At 73.5% G+C, this 268-nt stretch carries 1 protein-coding gene; it reads left to right on the top strand.

Going from position 1 to position 268, the window contains the following annotated elements; genetic code table 11:
- A partial coding sequence (locus AC6LJ9_RS30810) for a hypothetical protein (protein WP_498150482.1) occupies window positions 1-268 on the top strand: 268 nt, incomplete at both ends.

The raw sequence follows: 268 nt of genomic DNA, 5'->3' as shown, positions 1-268 counted from the left end.
GGCAACGAGATCGCGCCGCGCCTGGCGGCGAACCAGGACGGCGGCCTGGCGCGCAACACCGGCCTGATCGTGGCGGCCGAGGGCGACGTGACGCTGGCCGGACGCCAGGTGCGCCAGGAAGGCGTGGCGCTGGCCACGACCACCACGCGCACGCGCGGCACCATCCACCTGCTGAACTCGGCCGCCGATGCCAAGGGCAGCATCGTGCTGGCGCCGGACTCGGTCACGGCGGTGCTGATCGATGACGACGGCAGCACGGCGCTGGACA

The sequence above is a fragment of the Achromobacter sp. 1011811831 genome, assembly GCF_059760905.1.
Note: the sequence above shows the minus strand (reverse complement) of the source record. Positions and strands in the feature narration are given on the sequence as shown.